At 63.6% G+C, this 17,878-nt stretch carries 19 protein-coding genes and 2 tRNA genes; 17 read left to right on the top strand and 4 right to left on the bottom strand.

Annotated features, from left to right (window positions below; genetic code table 11):
- Nucleotides 1-25: 25 nt before the first annotated feature.
- Nucleotides 26-1,660, top strand: coding sequence for a DegQ family serine endoprotease (locus tag OU995_RS16210; protein ID WP_267831047.1), 1,635 nt, complete (start codon nucleotides 26-28; stop codon nucleotides 1,658-1,660).
- Nucleotides 1,661-1,752: 92 nt separating this feature from the next.
- Here the strand turns inward: OU995_RS16210 and OU995_RS16215 are convergent, their stop codons facing one another.
- Nucleotides 1,753-2,064: a c-type cytochrome gene (locus tag OU995_RS16215; protein WP_267831048.1), complete on the bottom strand. Its 312-nt coding sequence runs from the start codon at nucleotides 2,062-2,064 to the stop codon at nucleotides 1,753-1,755.
- A 317-nt stretch (nucleotides 2,065-2,381) separates the two neighbouring features.
- Between OU995_RS16215 and OU995_RS16220 the strand changes: the two genes are divergently transcribed.
- The 4 genes from OU995_RS16220 (at nucleotide 2,382) to dnaQ (ending at nucleotide 5,837) form a co-directional block, all read left to right on the top strand.
- Nucleotides 2,382-2,570 carry a TIGR04438 family Trp-rich protein gene (locus OU995_RS16220; protein WP_420714735.1) on the top strand — a complete coding sequence of 63 codons (189 nt, stop codon included), beginning with the start codon at nucleotides 2,382-2,384 and terminating at the stop codon, nucleotides 2,568-2,570.
- 440 nt (nucleotides 2,571-3,010) lie between these two features.
- Nucleotides 3,011-3,919 (top strand): tetratricopeptide repeat protein, encoded by a 909-nt coding sequence (locus tag OU995_RS16225; protein ID WP_267831050.1) that lies wholly within the window; start codon nucleotides 3,011-3,013, stop codon nucleotides 3,917-3,919.
- Between the two features lie 79 nt (nucleotides 3,920-3,998).
- Nucleotides 3,999-4,835 (top strand): prolipoprotein diacylglyceryl transferase, encoded by an 837-nt coding sequence (gene lgt, locus OU995_RS16230; RefSeq protein WP_267831051.1) that lies wholly within the window; start codon nucleotides 3,999-4,001, stop codon nucleotides 4,833-4,835.
- Nucleotides 4,836-5,105: 270 nt separating this feature from the next.
- Nucleotides 5,106-5,837, top strand: a complete 732-nt coding sequence (dnaQ, locus tag OU995_RS16235; RefSeq protein ID WP_267831052.1) for a DNA polymerase III subunit epsilon — start codon at nucleotides 5,106-5,108, stop codon at nucleotides 5,835-5,837.
- 97 nt (nucleotides 5,838-5,934) lie between these two features.
- Here dnaQ and OU995_RS16240 read toward each other — a convergent pair whose 3' ends face one another.
- Entirely contained in the window at nucleotides 5,935-6,111 is a 177-nt protein-coding gene (locus tag OU995_RS16240) for a hypothetical protein (protein WP_267831053.1), read from the bottom strand.
- Nucleotides 6,112-6,154: 43 nt separating this feature from the next.
- Between OU995_RS16240 and OU995_RS16245 the strand changes: the two genes are divergently transcribed.
- The 10 genes from OU995_RS16245 to OU995_RS16290 all read left to right on the top strand — a co-directional run bounded on the left by OU995_RS16245 (nucleotide 6,155) and on the right by OU995_RS16290 (nucleotide 14,939).
- Nucleotides 6,155-6,229, top strand: a tRNA-Val gene (locus OU995_RS16245).
- Nucleotides 6,230-6,347: 118 nt separating this feature from the next.
- A tRNA-Val gene (locus OU995_RS16250) sits at nucleotides 6,348-6,422 on the top strand.
- Between the two features lie 350 nt (nucleotides 6,423-6,772).
- Nucleotides 6,773-8,062 carry a hypothetical protein gene (locus OU995_RS16255; RefSeq protein WP_267831054.1) on the top strand — a complete coding sequence of 430 codons (1,290 nt, stop codon included), beginning with the start codon at nucleotides 6,773-6,775 and terminating at the stop codon, nucleotides 8,060-8,062.
- A 26-nt stretch (nucleotides 8,063-8,088) separates the two neighbouring features.
- Complete coding sequence (locus OU995_RS16260) at nucleotides 8,089-8,364, top strand: hypothetical protein (protein WP_267831055.1); 276 nt, start codon at nucleotides 8,089-8,091, stop codon at nucleotides 8,362-8,364.
- Between the two features lie 9 nt (nucleotides 8,365-8,373).
- Nucleotides 8,374-9,438 carry a DUF2169 family type VI secretion system accessory protein gene (locus OU995_RS16265; RefSeq protein ID WP_267831056.1) on the top strand — a complete coding sequence of 355 codons (1,065 nt, stop codon included), beginning with the start codon at nucleotides 8,374-8,376 and terminating at the stop codon, nucleotides 9,436-9,438.
- On the top strand, nucleotides 9,435-10,580 hold the full coding sequence (locus OU995_RS16270) for a beta-ketoacyl synthase (RefSeq protein ID WP_267831057.1): 1,146 nt from the start codon (nucleotides 9,435-9,437) through the stop codon (nucleotides 10,578-10,580). The genes OU995_RS16265 and OU995_RS16270 overlap by 4 nt, the downstream gene beginning before the upstream one ends.
- Nucleotides 10,571-11,623, top strand: a complete 1,053-nt coding sequence (locus tag OU995_RS16275; RefSeq protein ID WP_267831058.1) for a DUF4150 domain-containing protein — start codon at nucleotides 10,571-10,573, stop codon at nucleotides 11,621-11,623. Before OU995_RS16270 ends, OU995_RS16275 begins: the two co-directional genes overlap by 10 nt.
- 26 nt (nucleotides 11,624-11,649) lie before the next feature.
- A complete protein-coding gene (locus OU995_RS16280; protein WP_267831059.1) occupies nucleotides 11,650-12,639 on the top strand; it encodes a type VI immunity family protein in 990 nt (329 codons plus the stop codon).
- A 146-nt stretch (nucleotides 12,640-12,785) separates the two neighbouring features.
- Nucleotides 12,786-13,775 (top strand): type VI immunity family protein, encoded by a 990-nt coding sequence (locus OU995_RS16285; protein WP_267831060.1) that lies wholly within the window; start codon nucleotides 12,786-12,788, stop codon nucleotides 13,773-13,775.
- Between the two features lie 246 nt (nucleotides 13,776-14,021).
- Nucleotides 14,022-14,939: an NUDIX hydrolase gene (locus tag OU995_RS16290; protein ID WP_267831061.1), complete on the top strand. Its 918-nt coding sequence runs from the start codon at nucleotides 14,022-14,024 to the stop codon at nucleotides 14,937-14,939.
- Nucleotides 14,940-14,949: 10 nt separating this feature from the next.
- On the opposite strand, the gene OU995_RS16295 is transcribed toward OU995_RS16290, so the two are convergent.
- Together OU995_RS16295 and aat are read right to left on the bottom strand one after the other, a co-directional pair.
- Entirely contained in the window at nucleotides 14,950-15,681 is a 732-nt protein-coding gene (locus OU995_RS16295; protein ID WP_267831062.1) for an arginyltransferase, read from the bottom strand.
- Nucleotides 15,682-15,714: 33 nt separating this feature from the next.
- Complete coding sequence (aat, locus tag OU995_RS16300; protein WP_267831063.1) at nucleotides 15,715-16,515, bottom strand: leucyl/phenylalanyl-tRNA--protein transferase; 801 nt, start codon at nucleotides 16,513-16,515, stop codon at nucleotides 15,715-15,717.
- A 59-nt stretch (nucleotides 16,516-16,574) separates the two neighbouring features.
- On the opposite strand from aat, the gene OU995_RS16305 reads away from it, so the two are divergent.
- Complete coding sequence (locus tag OU995_RS16305; RefSeq protein WP_267831064.1) at nucleotides 16,575-16,922, top strand: ArsC family reductase; 348 nt, start codon at nucleotides 16,575-16,577, stop codon at nucleotides 16,920-16,922.
- 13 nt (nucleotides 16,923-16,935) lie between these two features.
- Nucleotides 16,936-17,622, top strand: a complete 687-nt coding sequence (locus OU995_RS16310; RefSeq protein ID WP_267831065.1) for a riboflavin synthase subunit alpha — start codon at nucleotides 16,936-16,938, stop codon at nucleotides 17,620-17,622.
- Nucleotides 17,623-17,878 lie beyond the last annotated feature (256 nt).

Consider the following 17,878-nt stretch of genomic DNA (forward strand, 5'->3'; position numbering starts at 1 on the left):
GATTGACCTCCAAGAGGTGATTCACATGGCACAAGTGGAAAAGATGATCTCGGCCAAGAAACTGGTGTGGGCGCTGGCCGCTGCCGGCGTGCTGGGCGCCACCGGCGGTGCCCTGGCCATGCGCAATGCGAAGGTGTCCAACGAAGCGGACGTGGCTGCTGCGGGCAGCACGTCCTCCGGCACCTCCACCGGGGCGTCGTCCGGCGCTGGCAGCTCCGCAGCGGTGGATGGCGCACAGGTCGCCGCCGTGACCACACCGCTGGGGACGGCGGTGGCCCCGTCCGTCGCCACGGCCACCACTACAGCCGCCACCCAGCCGCCGGCCGGTCTGCCCGACTTTGCCCAGATCGCCGCCACCCAGGGGCCGGCGGTGGTCAACATCAGCGTGTCCGGCACGGTCAAGACCCGCAGCGCCCGTGTCCCGCAGATCGACCCGGACGACCCGTTTTATGAATTCTTCCGCCGCTTCGGCATTCCTGGCGGCCCCGGTGGCTTTGGTGGTGACCAGGACGGCGGCAGCCGCCAGATCCGCGGCCAGGGCTCTGGCTTCATCGTCAGCAACGACGGCATCATCCTGACCAACGCCCATGTGGTGCAGGACGCCCAGGAAGTGGTGGTCAAGCTCACCGACCGGCGTGAATTCCGCGCCAAGGTGCTGGGCAGTGACAAGTCCACCGACGTGGCCGTGCTCAAGATCGACGCCAAGAACCTGCCCACGGTGCGGCTGGGTGCCACCAAGGACCTGCGCGTGGGTGAATGGGTGCTGGCCATTGGCTCCCCCTTTGGTTTCGAGAACAGCGTCAGCGCCGGTGTGATCAGCGCCAAGGGCCGCTCGCTGGGCCCGGAAGAAAGCCGCGTCCCCTTCCTGCAGACGGACGTCGCCATCAACCCCGGCAACTCGGGCGGCCCGCTGTTTAATGCGCGCGGAGAGGTGGTGGGCATCAACTCGCAGATCTACAGCGCCTCGGGCGGTTATCAAGGGCTGTCCTTCGCCATCCCGGTGGAAGTGGCCAACAAGGTCCGCCAGCAGATCCAAAACGGCGGCAAGGTGCAGCATGCCCGGCTGGGGGTCATGGTCCAGGAAGTCAACCAGGGCTTTGCCGATTCCTTCAAGCTGGAGCGGCCGGAAGGGGCGCTGGTGGCCAACGTGGAAGAAGGCAGTCCGGCTGCCAAGGCTGGCCTGCGCCCCGGGGATGTGATCCTGAGCTTCAAGGGGCAACCGATTGTGGCCAGCGGCGACCTGCCGGCCCTGGTGGACCAGTCCAGCCCGGGGGACCGCATCGCCATGGAAGTGTGGCGCGGCGGCAAGCGTGAACAATTGACGGCGGTGCTGGGCGATGCCAACGACAAGGCGGCGCGTCAGGCCAAGAATGACGACAGTCCGTCGGCCGCGCAAGGCAAGCTGGGGCTGGCCCTGCGGCCGCTGCAGTCGGAAGAGCGTCGTCAGTTGGGCATCCGCGAGGGGCTGCTGATCGAGGAAGTGTCCGGTCCTGCGGCGCGTGCCCAGGTACGGCCCGGTGATGTGCTGCTGGCGGTGAATGGCACGCCGGTGCAGTCGGTGGAGCAGGTGCGTGGCCTGCTGCAAAACGCTGAGAAGTCGGTGGCCCTGCTGGTGCAGCGGGGCGGCGACAAGATCTTCGTACCGGTACGGATCGGCTGATCTGGCGGTAGAGAAGAACGACCTGGGATGCCTCGGTCGTTGCTCCGAGGGGGCTCGCGCGTGGTGGCGCGAGCCCCCGTTTTTTTAGTGGGTCACTTGGTGCTGAGAATCCACTTGACCAGGGTTTCGGCCTCGGCCTGGGTCACCTGGGTGTTGGCCGGCATCGGCACCGGGCCCCACACGCCAGAACCGCCCTTGATGACCTTCTCGGACAGCTTCTTCACAGCGTCCTTATCGCTCGCATACTTGGCGGCGACGTCCTTGTAGGCCGGGCCCACCAGCTTCTTGTCGACGGCATGGCAGGCCATGCAATTCTTCTTCTGGGCCAACTCCTGGCTGGCCAGGGCAGGTGCGGAGGCGAGGGCGGCCATCACGGTGGCGCAGGCGATCAGGGCAATTTTCATGGCATCCTTTCAAATCGTTCCGGGAGCATACCCGGAAGGAAACGGTTGGCAACGGTTGGAAAACGTTGACATTCGGTTCGCCCCAATCGGTTCCGTTTGGCTACATTTCAGCCCGCTGCATCCCGCGCGCCGATGTGCGCATCGGGAAAGCGGCAATTTGAAACAAGCACAAGGGTTTGGCTGGGGCAGGCCGAGCTCAAAAGATTGTAGTGTCGGGTCGGCCGCGCCGTTGGGCGTCCGCAACGAGGAGAGTGGTGATGTGGTTCATTGTGGTTGGGGTCTTGCTCCTGCTTCTGAAGGTGGCTGAAGTAGGCCCAGTGGCCGACTTGAGCTGGTGGTGGGTGTTGGCTCCGTTTGGCTTTGCGGTGGTCTGGTGGGAGTTTGCCGACAAGACCGGCTACACCCAGCGCAAGGCCATGGACCGTCTGGACGAGCGCAAGGAACAGCGTCGCCAGGAGGCCATGTCCAAACTGGGGACCTCCGACAAACAGCGCCGCCGTCGCTGAGCGCAGCATGCCGCATGGGTGGAGGCGCCCATGCTGTCATCGCACAAACCCAGGGGGCCGATACGGCCCCTTTGTCATTCGTCAACCCTTGTTTTTGTTGGCGGGTCCCCGAGGTCAAGCATCTGCGGATCGCCCGTGTGTCGCGCGCTGGGTGCCGGATCTGTCCGCGAATCGACGGCCCCATTCGTTGAGGTCATGCCGGAGACGATAAGCTCAGGCCCATCAGATGCTCCGAGCGGGCGTCCTCATTGAGATCAATAGAACGCGAGGTGCTTAGGATGATTGGCAAGATGCAGCAGTGCCGGAGTAACCCGGGACCCCGTGCCGACCATCGGCCCCTCGCTCGTGGTTTTCGCACCGCCTTGGGCGGGTTGCTCCTGGCCCCCGCGCTGCTGCTGGCAACGCCCCTGGTGCATGCCGCGGTGTTCAAGGATACGGGCTTGCAGACCCTGCTTGACGCGGGCCAGGCGGACCAGCTTGAAAAACTGGCGAGCCAGCGCCTGAAGGCCACCCCCGACGACCCGCAGGCCACCGCGGCCCTGGCGCTGTCGCAACTGGATCTTGCTGACGGTGAGGTGCTGCGCCAGAACATTCAGCGGCTGGAGCAGTGTGTACAGAAGACGCCGCAAGAGGCGAGTTGCTCTTACGCCCTGGCCTTGGCCCTGGTGATGCAGGTGAGAGGTGGCAGCAAATTCAAGGCGCTTGGGGCCTTGGGGCGGGTCAGTGAGCTGCTGCAAAAGGCGATGTCCCAACTGCCGGATGCCCCGGAGCCGCGCAGCGCGCTGCAGCAGTACTACCTGGCACTGCCGAGCTTTGTGGGGGGCGGGGAATCCAAGGCGCGTGGCCTGGAGCAGGGCGTGCAGGACAGCGATCAGTTGCATCTGCTGCGGGCGCGGGCGGCCGCGTCCAAGAAGGATTGGGCATCCGTGGAGCGCGAACTGCGTGCTGTGCGCACCCGCCGTCCGGAGCTGCTGCTGGAGCAGCGGGTGCTGGGCAGCGATCTGGGTCGGCAATGGATGCATGATGGCCAGCATGCCAAGGCCAAGGCCTGGTTGGAAGAGCTCGCGCGCCAGCAGCCGCAGCAAGCCATGCCGCTGTACGGCCTGGGCCGGGTGCTGGATGCCATGGGGGACCATGACGCCGCCGTCGCCACTTATGAAAAAGCCAAGTCGCTCAACGGTGCCGAGCAACTGGCCCTGGATCACCGCATTGGCATCGCCCTGCAGGACAAGGGTGACAAAGCCGGCGCCCGTGCCGCCTTCGAACGTTACCTCACCCATCGCCGCGCCAGCGCCAGCAACATCGAGGATTGCAAGCGCCGGCTGGCCGAGATCGGCGCCGCAGGCTGATGGTGGGGCGCACAGCGTGTGGTGGCCTCGCGCCGCCGCACTATGATTCGGGGCCTCGCCGCCGGCAGCAACTATTCGCATGACTCACCCCCTGATCCACCCTCAGTTCGACCCGGTCGCCTTCCATGTGTTTGGCTGGCCCATCCACTGGTATGGCCTGACCTATCTGGCGGCCTTTGGCCTGTTCCTGTGGCTGGCCAATGTGCAGGTGTCGCGCCCCTGGAATGCCCAGCGCGGCTGGACGCGGCAGGGCGTGGACGACCTGCTGTTCTTCGGGGTGCTGGGCGTGGTGCTGGGCGGGCGTATGGGTTATGTGCTGTTCTACAAGCCCGGTGAATTCCTGAAGCATCCGCTGGACATCTTTGCGGTGTGGCAGGGCGGCATGTCCTTCCATGGTGGCTTGCTCGGGGTGATTGTGGCGCTGGCGTTTTTTGGCTGGCGTCGGGGGTTCAAGTTCTTCGAAGTGGCTGACCTGGTGGCGCCCTGCGTACCGACCGGGCTGGCCATGGGCCGGCTGGGCAACTTCATCAACGGCGAGTTGTGGGGCCGCCCGGCGGATGCTTCCGTGCCCTGGGCGATGATCTTCCCGCAGGCGCATGACCAGATTCCACGCCATCCCTCGCAGATCTACCAGTTTCTGGGTGAGGGTGTGCTGCTCTTCATCATCCTCTGGCTGTTTTCCCGCAAGCCGCGGCCGATGGCAGCCATGTCCGGCCTGTTCCTGATCGGTTATGGGGCCTTCCGTTTTGCTGCGGAATACTTCCGCGAGCCGGATGAGTTTCTGGGTTTGCGTTGGTTTGGCTGGAGCCAGGGTCAATGGTTGAGTGCACCGATGGTGGTCGCCGGCCTGTTGATGATGATCTGGGCTTACCGCCGCGTGCGCGGGGTGGGGACACCGTCGGTGGCGCGTACCTGAGGCATGTCGCTGAGGCATGTCGCTGAGGCACGCCATTGAGATGTGCCACTGAGATGTGCCACCGAGGGATGCCACCGAGAGATGTCACCGAGAGATGCCACTGACACAGGCACCTCAGACCAGAGCCCGGGGCATGCATCTGCAGCTTGCATCGAGCGCGTTGATCAAGCGTTGATCGAGTGTTCATTGAACGTTGATGGATCATGCGCCCTGACCGCCTTCATTTTGTCTGCGGAGCCCCTGGCGGGCGCCGCTTTGCTTGGCTGAATCATGAGACAGATCTTTTTTGACACCGAAACGACAGGCCTGAATCCGGAATCCGGTGACCGTGTGGTCGACATCGGCTGCGTGGAAATGGTCAACCGGCAACTGACTGGCCGGCATCTGCACTTCTATCTGAACCCTGAGCGGGACATGCCGGAAGAAGCCTTCCGGGTGCACGGCCTGAGCAGCGAATTCCTGTCGGACAAGCCCAAGTTCGCCCAAGTGGTGGATGAGCTGTTGGAGTTCCTGCGGGGTGCTGATCTGGTGATCCACAACGCGGCGTTCGACGTGGGCTTCATCAATGCAGAACTCAAGCGCGCCAAGCGCGAGCTGCTGCATGAAGTGGTGGCCAGTGTGACCGACACGCTGTTGATGGCCCGCGACATGTTCCCGGGCAAGGCCAACTCGCTGGATGCCTTGTGCCGCCGCCTGGAGGTGGACAACAGCAACCGTGAGCTGCACGGCGCCGTGAAGGATGCGGAGCTGCTGGCCGAGGTCTACATCCGGCTGACGCGGGGTCAGGACTCGCTGGTGATTGACGATTCGGACACGTCGTCGCCAGGGCAGGGTGGAGAATTGGAAGTGGCGGCGATTGACCTGAGCAGTTTCCAACTGCCGGTGCTGACGGCCACGGAAGAAGAGCTGGCGCTGCATGAAAAGGTGTTGGCCGAGCTCGACAAGGCCAGTGGCGGCAATCGCATCTGGAAGGCGCCTGCGGCGGAGTCCGCTGCGGCGTAAGGCGCGGCGTCTGCTGCGGTCCTTACTGGGGATTTGCTGGGTGTTTGTTGGGCGCTCGTTGGGCGTCTAGTGTTGGGCAACTTGTTGGGCGACTCCGTCAGTCGCCTTGACGGTCACCTTGGTCGTCCAGTTGACCGCCGTGTTGACCGTGTTGTTGGCCTTCGCTTCGCCTGTTGTTTTGCGGAGCTTCTGGCGTCGGTGCGATTAACAAAATTTGCCGGCAAGAGTCGTTAAGAAAAACACCAGAACCTGTTGAGTTGCCCTGAAATTCCATGGCATACTCTTGGTCTTTCGCGGCGAGCCCGAAGCAACAAATCGGGCGGTTAGCTCAGTGGTAGAGCACTGCCTTCACACGGCAGGGGTCGCAGGTTCGAACCCTGCACCGCCCACCAGTTTGTGTCTTGTCTGATGATGGGACTCAGTGCTGGGGTCGCGAAGTCGCGAAAGGGTATTGAATAACCCGGACTGTCTTAAGCGCACTGTATTTCGTACAGAGCGCACCAGATAACCGGGCGGTTAGCTCAGCGGTAGAGCACTGCCTTCACACGGCAGGGGTCGCAGGTTCGAACCCTGCACCGCCCACCAAAGGCCGAAGCCTCGCAGATCATTGGATTTGCGAGGCTTTTTGCTTTCTGCGGTGTGTTCTTTGCTTTTGGAGCTTCGGCGTTTGGAGCTTCTGCGTCTGGTCTCTCTTCCACGTCTGCCCCGAGCGCGCGCGCTCCATCACTGCCACTGTCGTCCGGCCCAGGCCCTGCGGGAGTGATGGCCGACGTGAGTGGCCGAGCCTCTGTGGCGTGCGAGCGAGGACGTGACTTTGGTCAGCTACAAAGGGCCTTCGCCAGCAAGATCCGACCCCTACACTGCAAACCGCCTCCATGAGGAAGAGCGGATGACCGGTGGCCGGCGTCCGCTGTTTTCAGCTCGTTGGCCCACGCATGCTGTCGTTTCACCCACTCACAAGCACTGCTTCCAAGCTCGTCGACCATCACCTCGACGGGTTGGGGTACGGGTGGCGCCGGCGCTCCGATCGATTCGATCATCCGGACTTCGACGTCGCCGACCTTGTCGCTTACGACGACAGAATGCTGGCGTCGCAGGAGGCGCTCGGCGCATTGCACCAGGCAGGGACTGACGTCACCGACCATGCGCATCGCCTGCTGAAGCATCCGTTGCGGCTGGCCGAGCTCTTTGCCCTGACCGTGCATGCCGTGGCCTCCAATGAAACGTGGCTGCTCAACACCTGCCACGACCTCAGTGTTGGACTCCCGGAACATGCTGAAGCCTTTGATGCGGCGCTTGCCTGGGTTCCCGCGTCGGACGCCTTGGCTCATGCGATCAAAGCCTTGCCGCTGCAGCGTCGGCTTGCGCTTGAAGCCCGCCGACGCCTGGACATGCCGGCTTTGGTGGACGCCACACTGCTTGAGTTGGCCACAGCGCCATGGGATGACCAACGCCTTCCGGCGGCAATCGCGTTTTCCTGCGACATCGGACGTCGCGATCTCTCTGGGCGTTTAGCACCGCTGCTTGAGCATCCGGATCCCGAAGTGCGTGGGGAGACTGCGCGATATCTGGTCATGCTCGCGCCGAGGGACAACCAGACGCTCGCCGCCCAGGTCAGCACGACACTGCAAGCACTGCTTGCTGCATCAAGCCCAACAGAACACGAGGCGTCCAGTCGTGCAGCCCAGGCCCTTGTCCTGCACCAGCCAGAGGCTGCACGCGAAGTTCTGCCCGATCTGTTCACTCGAGCGCCTCGTCTGGCCGTTCAACTGCTGGGGTGGTTGGGCGATCCAGCGGGCGTGCCGACGCTGATCCACGCGATGCGCCATCAAGAATTGGCACGCGTCGCAGGTGCGTCCGTCAGTCTGATCACGGGATCTCATCCCGGTCGTGACGGGTGGGCGGGGCAGCGGCCGGACCGGCGCCCACGTGATGCGGCGCCCGATGCGATTCCCGCCATCGAGGCCGATGCGGGTCTCCCTTGGCCGGATGCTGACGCCTTTGCAGCCTGGTGGCAGGCCCACGGCGATGCCATCGGCACACATCAGCGATTCGCCGGCCTGTCGGCCCTGCCGCCCGGGTGGCGCGAGGTGTTGCGCCGTGGTCCCTTGCGGTGGCGACCGATGGCAGCCGACAGGCTCCAACACCACCATCAAGGGCCCGCATTTCCAACCGATGCGCCAGCTTTTCGCCAATTGACCTGGATGGCTGGCTTGCCCGCTTGACCTGTTTACCGCAGAAGGATCGCACCGTGACCGTTTCCGTTGACCTTTCGACTGCCAAGCCTGAGACGCCAGACGGCGCCGCCTTACCCTCTCACACGGCCCCCCACGCGCGCAATATCACCGAGCCCGCGCTGATGCCGCAGGAACTGCTCTTCGAGGCGAGCCAGCAAGTCACCATCCGCTGCGGGAAATCCAGCATCACCTTGTATCCGAACGGCAAGATCGCCCTGCGCGGTGAGTACATCGTGAGTGATGCCGAGGGGGTGAACCGCATCGTCGGCGGTCAAATCGAATTGAACTGAACGTTCACCATGTGGCAGGTCGACAACCGCACGCGCTACGTCGCCGATGGCGCCTGGCATCGAGATTCAGAAGGGAGTGAGGTCTGGGTGGTTGCCGTCAAGGCGACCTATGACGTGCTCAATTCCGGAACCCTGCGCCTCGCGCGCGTTCAAGAGCCGCTTCATTCGGGGCCGGAGCCCTTCCCTGGGCTGGAGAGCCCTCGCTGGGAGACCGACTTTGGGCCGCGAAAGGCGGCGACCGACGTTGTGCTGACCGGACATGCCTACGCCCCTGCTGGTGTGGACGGGCAGCCTCGGCCGGTGGATCAGATGGTGGCCGGGTTCAGCGTCGGACCCGTGCAGAGGCGCTTGCGTGTCTGGGGCGACCGCCACTGGCAGTCCAATACAACAAACGCCTCAGCATCAACGCCCACGCCGTTCCTACGCATGCCGCTGGTTTTCGAGCGCGCGTTTGGTGGTCCCGGCGACATGAACAGCCAGATGGCTGCGAACCCTGTCGGCCAGGGATGGCCGGGCTCGATCGGATCTGGCCGGAGGTCGCTGCCCAACCTGGAGGTCGAAGGTCATCCGATCCTTGGTCCCGGCGATCAGCCTGAAACCGCTGGTGTCGGCGTGGTTGCCAGCCATTGGCCCATGCGGAGCCGTCATGCGGGCACCCATGATGACGCATGGATGCGTCAACGCTATCCGTTACCTCCGGGCGACCAAGACCCCAGGTTCTTCCAGATCGCTCCGCCCGCACAGCAGGTGCCTGGGTACCTGAGGGGCGGCGAGCCGGTTTCCTTGTTCAACCTCACCCCGCCAGGCTTCGCGCGGGAGGGCCGTATCGACTTCCGGTTGCCACGGCTGAGCCTCGCTTTCACGACGCAGTTCAATCAGGGGCCCAAGGAGCGCAGCCGATCGGTCATCCACACGGTGATCCTGGATACCGATGCACTGCGGGTGATCGTTGTCCATCACATGGCACTGCCTTGCCACGCACGGGTGAATGAACTGCGCAAGACAGTCGTGGAGGAGTTGGCTCGGCCGCTCGACCGCGATATTTGGGTGGCCGCTCACGAGGAACCGGTATGAGCACCGATATGCCTCTGTGGTTGCTGGCCGCCTCCTGCTGCTTTCCCTCGGGGCCGACCATTGCGCTGGCGGACGCGGCCTTGCGTGCCCAGTTGAGGCTGACGCGCCGCCACCCGAGTTACCGGGACCGCGCAGGCGTTCCTGCCCAGGTGAGCAGCTTCCCAGACCCGGAAGGGCGTATTGAAGGCAGTCCGGATGCCCATCGATGGGGCTGGCTGGCGCGCCACGCGCTGGCGCAGCTGACGACGGCGCTGGCGCCGCATTGGGAGTCTCTGCTGCATCGCCCGCGTTGGCTGTGGCTGGTGCTACCCGACGAGCACCGGCCGGGTGTGCCAGCAGACCTGCCTGGCGCCTTGCGACAGGCAATGACACAAGACCTCTGGCCATGGTCGAAAGTGCATGTGGTCCGTGGCGGCCATGCTGCCGGGCTGCTTGCGCTGGAGCAGGCGCGGAACGCGCTCCGAGAGGCGTCGAAGACGTCGGGAGCAGCCCCACCCCTTGCCGTTGTCCTGGCCACGGATGCGGCAACAGATGCTGAATCGCTTGCATGGCTGGACGCCCAGAATCTGCTGCACGGCGCTTACGTGCATCGTCCCGCTGGCCCTCGTGCGCTCGCGCATGGGCGAGTCCCTGGTGAAGGCGCTGCCGCCCTGGCCTTGATGACAGCGCCTGAGCCATCCGGTTTTGGCGCACCGCCCTGGGCTCGGCTGCTGGGGTGTTCGACGGCGCTCGAGCCCACGGATCGCCACGGGGGGCGTCCCTGTGTCGGCGCAGGGCTTTCAGGTGCCGCGAGGAATGCCATGGCTCAGGCCGGGAGCAGCCGGCCGCCGATCGGGCTGCTTTTTTCCGACCTGAACGGCGAGCCTTATCGGGCTGACGAGTTCGGCTTCACGGCGCTACGTCTCGGCCCCGATCTGCGAGACGGGTGGCAGAGGAAAACGCCGGCGATTGTGAGCGGTGACCTGCATGGCGCCAGCGGTGTGGCGAACCTTGCGATGGCGGCGTATCAACTCTCAAAACTGGCGACCGGGCAGGGATGCCTCGTGCTGTCGAGCTCGGACGATTCCCTTCGAGGGGCAGCGCTGCTCGCCAGTGCTGGGGCCGGAAGCAATCTGCCTATGGAGGTGCAGGCATGGCGGTAAGCATCAACATCAACGGGCTGACGCTCTGCCACAAGGGCAGCGGTGGCGTGACCCTCAACACCTTGCCGGACGTTTGCAAGACGCCCGATAAGGGGGTACCGCTGCCTTACCGCAACGAGGCTTACTCACGCGACCTGGTCAAGGGCACCACCAGCGTCTTCGCCGATGGCCACATGAGCATCGCGAAATACGGCAGCCAGTTTCACAAGAGCGTCTACGACGAGGCCGGCAGCATGGGTGGCGTTGCCTCCGGCACTCACAAGGCCGAGGCCGAGTGGATCACCCACAGCTTCGACGTCTTCTTCGAAGGTCAACCGGCCTGTCGCCTGACCGACAAGATGTTCATGAATCACCGCAACACGGTGAACATGGCCGGGCTCAAACAGCGCGATCTGCCGCAGTCGGATCAGGACTTCTATGACGAGCTCTGCCGCATGGCGTGCGAGTGTCTGTCGCAGAAGGGGTCGATGACCCAGGGGCAGACGTTCCAGGACTGCGTGCGCAAGAAGATCGACGAGGCGCATTACAACGGACGCTATCCGAAGCCAGACGCCAAGATGTGGCGGGAAGTTCCCTATGACAGGGGTTCCGGGTGGGACATGATTGGGAGCAAGTCAAATCCGGGGTTGCCGACGTCTAACTTCATTCGGCCCGACTCGCGACGGCTGGACGTGGTGCGGCTTGGTCAGGATGGGAAACCGACCAAGATCATCGATATGAAGTTCGGCGGCGATTCGCTTTCGCCGAGAGCGGCGAGAGACTACGAAGACATTGCACAAAAGCACACGGGCTCGGCCGAAGGATTCGAGGAATTCCGCGTCGAAGAGAAGTGCGACTGCGACGATGGCGACAATCCGCCAAAGCAACCGTCCCCCGCGATGGCTCCGGTCGAGAACAAAGAGGGCATGCTCGATAAGTTCGGCAAGGCGCTAGAGCAGACAACCGGCATCAAGCTCGCTGGTGGGGCGCTTATCGCGTTTTTCGTGGTTTCTGAAGTTTCACGGATCGTCTTCCCCCCTCGTAACCTGATTCTTGTTCCCTGAGCACCAGCACATATCTGACGACCGACATGACAACACGAGACATCATTGCTCAATTGGTTGAGGCGAACGGCGGCGCGACTGTTCTGGACCGCATTCACTTGCCCTACGCAGATCCCAAGGCCGGCCCTGCGGCCAAGTTTGGGTTAGGTGCGGAGCTTTATCTGCCTGATATCGATCGATCACTGCTGCGCACGCATGCAGCAGACTTTTTGTGCGATTTCTGGTCAATATTTCCCGACCAAGTTGACGAATTTCTGCGGAGCGATGCCAGGCGCTCGAAGCCATTCAAGGGCGACCCGCGCGCTGCCATTGAACAGGACATCGCACGCGAGAAACCGGAAGAAGGCTACTCAGGTGCGCTGTTTGGTTACGTCGATATCGGGCTTCCCAACGACGACGTGCCCCCCTATCAGGCAAGCCTGCTAGTCAGTCGAAGCGGGGATCCACGGCCTTCATTTTTCCAGGGATGGATGCCATTGGCATCGCCTACAGAAGACTTGCATATTGCCACTCTTCGTGATCGATTCCTGGTATGGTGCCAGCGCTTCAAGCCACTCCACGGCTCCGCGGGTTTCTCGCTGATTGTCTGCCCTGGCATGGAACAGAACAGTGTCTATGCCTTACAGCTCATGACCCGATTCCCGGGCTTCGATTTTCCGAGCACAGTCGGTTTTACGCGGGAAGTCGGGGACGTGCATGACCGAATCAAGTCGGTCAGTTGGCTGACCGCATTGAGCGACGAACTTGTGGCGCAGTTGGGTGGTCTAGCGACGATGCGACAGGCGCTGGAGCCTGCATGCACGGTCCACGCATACGACGGCGGCGTCGTGATCCAGGCAGGGCCTACGCCGCGCCTGGGGGATACGCACGCCAACGACATTCCAGCGGAATACCGGATCGCGGCACGTTTCACCCGACCTGTCCGATTCGAGGATTACGACGAAGGACTGTTCCGCGTCCCGAAGGATCTCAACAAACGAGAAGAGACCCTTAAATGGATCAGGCGCTTTGACTGATGAAGTTGCCGTCTGTGTGGGCGGTGGAGATGAACCCTTCCCAAGATGAGCTCGCCATTTCGCAGCGCCTCGGTAGCGCCGACAACTGTGATCACACGGGTCTCATCCCGGTTCCCTGAGCACACGCAGCCGACTTGACCCTCTACATGGCGACCACAGACACCATTGCCGAATTGGTCGAGGCGAACGGCGGCGCAGCCGTCCTTGATGGCATCCATTTGCCTTACGCCGACCCCAGGTCCGGACCTGCAGCCAAATTCGGGTTGCGCGCAGAACTCTATCTACCTGATATCGACCGATCAATGCTGCGCACTCAAGCTGCGGATTTTCTCCATGACTTCTGGTTGATGTATCCCGATTCAGTCAACGAATTTCTTCAGCGCGATAAAAAGCGTGCGAAAAAATTTAGCGGTGATCCTCGCTCTGCGATCGAAGCGGACATTTCAAGTTACGCAGCAGAGACCGGTTACTCAGGGGCACTGTTCGGCCGGGTTGACATTGGATTGCCGAACGACGACATCCCTGTCTACCAGGCCAATCTGCTAGTCAACCGAGTTGGGGACATGGACCTTTCCTTTTTTGATGCCAGCACGCCGCTGGCATCAGCATCTGGGCAGTTGCACACCGAACTGCTGCTTAAACGATTCTTGGCTTGCTGCCAACGCTTCAGGCCGCTCCATGGCTCGGCAGGCTTCTCATTCATCGTGTGTCCAGGCATGTCACAAAATAGTGTCTATGCCTTGCAGCTCATGAATCGGTTCCCAGGTTTTGATTTCCCGAGCGCAGTCGATTTCACGATGGAGGCGGGCGGGGTGCACGATCGGATCAAGTCCGTCAACTGGCTGACGGCATTGGGCGACGAACTCGTGGTGCAGTTGGGTGGTTTAGCAACGATGCGACAGGCGCTGGAGCCTGCATGCACGGTCCACGCATACGACGGCGGTGTGGTAATCCAGGCCGGGCCAACGCCTCGACTCGGGGATGCCTACGCCAACGACATTCCGGCGGAATACCGGCTCGCGGCACGTTTCACCCGACCTGTCCGATTCGAGGATTACGACGAAGGACTGTTCCGCGTCCCGAAGGATCTCAACAAACGAGAAGAGACCCTTAAATGGATCAGGCGCTTTGATTAATGGAACCGCCGTCCGAGCCGCCGGAGGGCAGAAGATCGCCCCACACAAGGGTGCGTTCGGACTCTCAGCGCAATTTTCATAGCCGTTGGCTGACATCGTCCAGGCGAGGGCGGGTCTATGGTGTGTCTTTTCAACTCCGCAGCCCCCACTCGGAGCCGCATTCTGCAGCCGTGCTTGGCCGCGTAGAAGATGGCCTGGAGTATCTGCAGATTGGTCAGGCCGACGTTGCCGCGCACAATCGCATGAATGTCCGCTCCTCCCACCTCACACACCACCTTGACTGACGCCACCTCGGCTGCCATTTCCACCCCTGGCGCTGCCCCCGGTCTGCCTCGCGAGCTGACCGAAATTCTTGCGCGATGCCTCTCCCGAGCGGCCCAGCCGGTGCCGCAGGGGCTACTGCGTTTCAGCCTGGGCGAGTGGCCGCTGGGCTGGATTCATCCGATGCGTGTGCCGGTGCTGCAGGCCTGCTGGCCCGAACTGCAACTCGCGCCAGGACGAGCTGTCTGGGACGCGGTGGGCCTGGACCTTGCGCAACGTTCCGCGCGGCTGGCCGCCGTGGCGGCCGCGCTCCGGTCACAAGGGGCGATTACCGGCTGGCGAGACGAAGCCTTCGCCTGCGAGCAGCCGGTGCCCGACCCCTGCACCGCGCCCGGCGACACCTTGTTCGAGCTGGAACGCAGCGCCTTCCGCTTCTTCGGGTTGATGAGCCGCGCCGTCCATATCAATGGATTTCTCCCCGGCGGCCGCCTGCTCTGCGGGCGCCGCGCCTTGGACAAGGCCACGGATCCCGGCCGGCTGGACAACCTGGCCGCAGGAGGTGTGCCCGTGGGGGAGCCCTGGCAGGACTGCGCTCGCCGCGAGCTATGGGAAGAGGCCGGTGTTCCTTTGTCCCTGAGCCAGGGGCTGACCCCACGCGGCCAGCTTCGCAGCACCCGCATGACGCCCGAGGGTCTGCATGACGAGGTGCTGCATGTCTACAGCCTGGTGCTTCCCCCCGGCTTTGTCGCCGTCAATCGCGATGGTGAGGTCAGCGAGTTCCTGTCTCTGGATCTCGAAACGCTGGCTCAACGCCTGCGGCAGGATGAATTCAGTGTGGACGCCGCAGCGGTCACGGCCTGGGGGCTGCTGCACGCGCAGGGCCGCGCGGACCTCCAGGCCTGAGCTTGAAGCCTCAGTCCACCCGCTCCACCCGCTGCCACTGCCCGTCGCGCAGCAGCTCATGCGGCAGGAACCGCGACTTGTAGGCCATTTTGTCGCTCTGCGCGATCCAGTAGCCCAGATAGAGATGGGGAAGCCCCAGCTCGCGGGTCTGGCGCAGTTGCCACAGCACGTTGTAGGTGCCGTAGCTGGCCTTGGTTTCGGGCTCGTAGAAGGTGTAGACGGCGGATAAGCCGTCGCTGAGGATGTCCAGAATGGACACCATCTTCAGCGCACCGTCCGGCGACCGGAACTCCACCAGCCGGGAGTTCACCCGGCTCTGAAGCAGGAATTGGGTGTATTGGTCCACGCTGTCGTGGTCCATGCCTCCGCCGCTGTGGCGGCCCGCCTGATACCGCAGGTACAGCTGATAGTGCTCATCGCTGTAGCCCAGCCGCATCACCCGCGCCTGCAGGTCCGCATGCTGGGCCCAGGCCCGACGCTGGCTGCGGTTGGTTTGAAACTGCCCGACCGGAATCCGCATCGGGATGCAGGCCTTGCAGCCGTCGCAATAGGGCCGGTAGGTAAACATGCCGCTGCGCCGGAACCCGGCCGACACCAGGGTCGAATAGGCATCCGCATGGATCAGATGACTGGGGGTGGCCACCTGCGACCGTGCCTGCCGGTCCGCCAGATAACTGCACGGATAGGGCGCGGTGGCATAGAACTGCAGCTCGGCCAGCGGGAGTTCCTTGGGATGGGTCACGGTGGTGCAGCGCGGTCGTGCGGCGGTTGCGGGTCAAAGGGTGGGGGCAGCGTCGGAGGCATCGGCGGGGCCCTCCTCCGGCGCGGGTGGACCCCCGTCGCCGGCCTCCAGATGGGCCCACAGGCGAGGATGATAGGTCCAATCCTGCGGTGCTGGCTGTCCCACGTACTGTGCCAGATGGGATTCAAAGGCCGCTCGTGTGACCGGTGCCGCGCCCAACGAGGCCAGGTGGCCGGTCTGCTGCTGGCAGTCGATCCACGGAATGCCGTGCTCGCGGCAGAGGCAGACCAGGGCCGCCAGGGCGATCTTGGAGGCGTCGGTCCTGCGCATGAACATGGATTCCCCATAAAACATCCGCCCCAGGTTGACGCCGTACAGCCCGCCGACCAGTTCCCCGTCCATCCAGGTCTCGACGCTGTGCACCGTGCCTTCCTGCGCCAGTTGCAGATAAGCCTGCTGCATGTCCGGGAGGATCCAGGTGCCGGCCTGGCCGTCGCGCGGTGTGCTGGCGCAGGCTTTCAGGACGACGTCGGTGGCGGTGTCCACCCGGATGTCGCAACCGGGGGTGCGACGGAAGCGGGCGAGGGTCTTGCGCAGCGAACGTGACAGCTTGAAATCGGCGGTCTTGAGCACCATGCGGGGCTCGGTGCTCCACCAGAGGATGGGCTGACCCTCTGAATACCAGGGGAAGATGCCCTGCGCATAGGCGGCGCGCAGGCGGGCGGGCCGGAGGTCGCCGCCGGCCGCCAGCAGGCCGGGCGCATCGCTGCGCGGACCGAGGGCGCGGCGGGTGGGCGGGAACTCCAGGGAATCGTCGTCGAGCCAAGGGATCATGGCTTCATGGTAGCGTGGAGGTTTCCCGGTTTCCCGGTTTCCCTGATTCACCTCTCCTCATGATCACCGTTTACGGCATTCCCAACTGCGACACCGTCAAGAAGGCCCGCACCTGGCTGGACGAGCAAGGCCTGACCTACCAGTTCCACGACTACAAGAAGCAGGGCGTGCCTGCGGACCAACTGCCGCACTGGCTGGAGAGCCTGGGGTGGGAAAAGGTGCTCAACCGAGCTGGCACCACCTGGCGCAAGCTGGACGAGGCCACCAAGGCTTCGGTGACCGATGCTGCCAGCGCGGCGGCGGTGATGGTGGCGCAGCCCAGTGTCATCAAGCGGCCGCTGGTGGAATGGGCGGATGGCCGGCTGACGGTCGGTTTTTCCGCCGACCTGTTTGCTGCCCATCGCTGATCAAGGATTCGACATGTTTACCGGCATCGTTCAAGGCATTGCCTCCGTTCATCGCATCACTGACAAAGAGGGCTTGCGCAGTTTCACGCTGGACTTCCCGAACGGATTTTGCGAGGGGCTGGAGATCGGCGCGAGTGTGGCCTGTGATGGCGTGTGCCTCACGGTGACGGAGTTGCGGGGCGACACCCAGGCCGACTTTGACGTCATGCAGCAAAGCCTCAAGCTCACCACGCTGGGTCAGTTGCGGGAGGGGGGCCACCTCAATGTGGAACGTGCGGCGAAGGAGGGGGCCGAGATTGGGGGGCACCCATTGTCCGGGCATGTGGACTTCATGGCGACTCTGGTCGAGGTCCGCCAGCCGGCCAACAACCATGTCATGCGCATGGCGGTGCCGGCCCCCTGGATGCGCTACATCTTTGCCAAGGGTTATGTGGCGGTTAATGGTGCGAGCCTGACGGTGGCCGAGGCGCACCGTGACTCGGACGGTTCCGGCTGGTTTGAAGTCTGGCTGATTCCCGAGACCCTGCGCATGACCACCTTTGCCGACAAGTCCGTGGGTTCTTTGCTGCACATCGAAATCGAACGCCAGACCCAGGTTCTCGTCGACACCATCCGCGACGCCGTCTTTGAAAAGGTCGGAGCGCTCCTCCCCGCCCTCAAAGCCTTCGCCCAAGACAAAGGCCTCCCCCTCGACCTCTGATCGGCTCAACCCGCGCGGGCAACGCCCGTCGCGCCCTCCAGCCACACCCGTGGATCTGGCTTTGCCGGCCACCGGTTAGCGCTCCTCGAGCGCAGAAGCGAAGCGACTGATCGGCTCAACCCGCGCGGGCAGCGCCCGTCGCGCCCTCCAGCCACACCCGTGGAACTGGCTCTGCCAGGCCACCGGGTGGCGCCCCTTGGGGGCAGGAGCGAAGCGACTGGGGGGCCAACAATACTGCGCCCCTTGGGGGCAGGAG

Origin of the sequence: Roseateles sp. SL47 (genome assembly GCF_026625885.1) — a bacterium.
In the GTDB taxonomy this organism is placed as follows: domain Bacteria; phylum Pseudomonadota; class Gammaproteobacteria; order Burkholderiales; family Burkholderiaceae_C; genus Roseateles.